The organism is Rudaea sp. (assembly GCF_036383415.1).
GTDB lineage: Bacteria > Pseudomonadota > Gammaproteobacteria > Xanthomonadales > Rhodanobacteraceae > Rudaea.
Genome location: NZ_DASVOK010000349.1, coordinates 1 through 1,943 on the forward strand (window position 1 = coordinate 1; position 1,943 = coordinate 1,943).

The following is a 1,943-nucleotide window of genomic DNA, read 5'->3' on the forward strand; positions in this document are numbered from 1 at the left end:
CGCACGTCGACGGTCCGCGCTATCTGCTGGTCGTCATCGTCGCGTTCGTCTGCGGCGTGATGGCGCCCAAAGCGGTGTTGCGCAGGCGCGCGGCGGCGCGGCGCGGCGCCGTGGTCGACGAACTGCCGATGCTCGTCGACCTGTTGCGGCTGCTGCAAGGCGTGGGCCTCTCGCTCGATCAAAGCCTTCAGGTGATGGTCAACGATTTTCGCGGCGTGTTGCCGGTGCTGTCGAGCGAACTCGAAATCGCTCAGCGCCAGTTCGCGGCGGGCCGCACGCGCGAGCAGTCGCTGTCGCGGCTGGCATCGAGTTTCGGCAACGAGGACTTGCGCGCCGTGGTGCGCCTGCTGATCCAGGTGGACCGGCACGGCGGCGCGGTGCAGGAACCGCTCAAGCAGTTCGGCGACCGGCTGCGCGAAACGCGCCGCGCGATGCTGCGCGAACGCATTGGCCGGATGGCCGTGAAGATGACCGGCGTGATGATCCTGACACTGCTGCCCGCGCTGATGATCGTCACGGCGGGGCCGGGCGTGCTGTCGGTGTCTCACTCGCTGAAGGCGATGCATCGGTAAGGATAGAGCGATGAAATTGATCAAGATACCGAAACATCCTGCGCGCACGCTGCGTTGCGTGGGCGCGGCGCTGGCGCTCGCGCTGCTCGGCGCGTGCGCGTCGAAGGAATCCGGCTATGGCGTCGGCCCGCAGGCCGAGCGTCAGGCCATGATGCAGCAGGCCAGTCGCGATCCCGCGCCCGACACGCCCGGCATGTATCTCGGCCTGATCGGCCGGATGCAGTCGCAAGGCTTGTACTTCGCGTCGCTCGCGCATATCGACGCCTATGAGAAGCAGTACGGCGCGACGCCCGAATCGATCCTGCTGCGCGCGGACGCGCTGCGCATGACCGATCAGCCCGAGGCGAGCGCGTCGGCTTACGCGCGGTTGTTGCAGACGCCGCTGGCGTCGCGCGGTCATCGCGGGCTGGGTTTGCTCGCGGGCGGACAGGGCGATTTCGGCGGCGCGGCCAGCGAGCTGCAACAGGCCGCGCAACTCGCGCCGACCGATTCGTCCGTGCTGTCCGATCTCGGCTACGCGTGTCTGCGCGCGGGCGACATCGGCGGCGCGCGCGTGCCGCTGATGAAAGCCGCGGAACTCGATTCGGCGAATCCGAAGATCGTCAGCAATATCGCGCTCTTTCTGCTGGCCAGCGGGCAGGCCAAGGAGGCGCAGGCGCTGATGAACCAGCAGAAGTTCGCACCGGATATCCGCGCGGCGATTCGCAGCGACGCGGCGAAAGTCGCCGCCGCCGCGCGCCTGGCCGCGCATGGCGGGCGGTTGCCGCATGGCTCGCCCACGACGCCGGCGGGCACGGTCGCGAGCACGCAGAACGTGATGGAACCGGCGCAGCGTCTGTTGCAACGGTTCGCGCAATAAAGGGCGGCGTGGCCGCAGGGGAAAGCGTGAAAAACAACGAAACGAATGGCCTGTGGTGGCGGCTTGCGGCGCGCGTCGCGCTGCTCGCGCTCGCGGGCGGCGCAGCCGCGAACGTAGGCGCACAGACACCGGCGGCGGACTTGCAGACCGTTGCCGTGAGCGAGGTCGGACACTCGACGTCGGCATGGCTCGAACTTCAGCGCAGCAACGCCCAGGCCGCGCCCGTCCAGCCGATGTCCGGCGAAGAGGCGGGGCTCGCGTACCGGCGCTATATGCAGTCGTTCAACTCGAAAATTCCCGATCTGTACGGCTCGGCGCTGAGCCAGGGCAGCGGCGGCCAGGGCGCGGGCATCAGCGGTCAGTTGCCGCAGAACTGACATGCATGAGATGCGCTCAAGCCGTCGCACCCGGCGCGCCTGTCACACGCGTCACACCCGTCGCGATTCGCGCATGCGTCGTGGCGCGGCCATCGCTCGAGCCGCGCGCCAGCAGGGCGGCGCGATCGCCTTGCT

General features: G+C 68.7%; 3 protein-coding genes. All 3 read left to right on the top strand.

All coding sequences use genetic code 11. The annotated features are described in order from the left end of the window. The coding region (locus tag VF497_RS12980) for a type II secretion system F family protein (RefSeq protein WP_330889357.1) at nt 1–572 on the top strand (572 nt) is incomplete at its 5' end. A gap of 10 nt (nt 573–582) precedes the next feature. Then, nucleotides 583–1,431 (top strand): Flp pilus assembly protein TadD, encoded by an 849-nt coding sequence (locus VF497_RS12985; RefSeq protein ID WP_330889359.1) that lies wholly within the window; start codon nt 583–585, stop codon nt 1,429–1,431. A 26-nt stretch (nt 1,432–1,457) separates the two neighbouring features. Then, nucleotides 1,458–1,808 (top strand): DUF3613 domain-containing protein, encoded by a 351-nt coding sequence (locus VF497_RS12990; protein ID WP_330889361.1) that lies wholly within the window; start codon nt 1,458–1,460, stop codon nt 1,806–1,808. Nucleotides 1,809–1,943: the final 135 nt, after the last annotated feature.

Coding starts and splice junctions, on each gene's coding strand:
- VF497_RS12985 (WP_330889359.1), top strand. CDS start 583: ATGAAATTGATCAAGATACCGAAACATCCTGCGCGCACGCTGCGTTGC.